Source organism: Leifsonia sp. SIMBA_070, assembly GCF_046534635.1.
Taxonomy (GTDB): Bacteria; Actinomycetota; Actinomycetes; order Actinomycetales; family Microbacteriaceae; genus Leifsonia.
This window is the reverse complement of the sequence record NZ_JAWRYK010000406.1, coordinates 1-264: the sequence shown is the minus strand read 5'-3', so window position 1 is coordinate 264 and position 264 is coordinate 1. Positions and strand designations below refer to the sequence as shown.

Sequence of the window (264 nt, the reverse complement as noted above, 5' to 3'; positions counted from 1 at the left end):
AAATGATGCGCGCCGTGTTCAGCTACCGGGACGGAGAATACTTGGTGGTGGGAGAGACCGACGGCGTGACGGTTGACGAGGCGGTGCTCTTCACCGACCCGCTGCGCGGGGAACTGGACATGGTCTTCCATTTCGAACACATGCGGCTGGACCAGGGTGCCGGCGGAAAATGGAACCATCTGCCGATGAAGCTGCAGGACCTGAAAAGTATCTGGAACCGGTGGCAGCGAGCGCTGGCCGACCGCGGCTGGAACAGCCTCTACC

At 61.7% G+C, this 264-nt stretch carries 1 protein-coding gene; it reads left to right on the top strand.

What is annotated here, in order from left to right; all coding sequences use genetic code 11:
- Positions 1 to 14: 14 nt before the first annotated feature.
- Positions 15 to 264: alpha-amylase family glycosyl hydrolase (locus SB754_RS20855; protein ID WP_410784259.1), on the top strand; the 250-nt coding region annotated here is incomplete at its 3' end.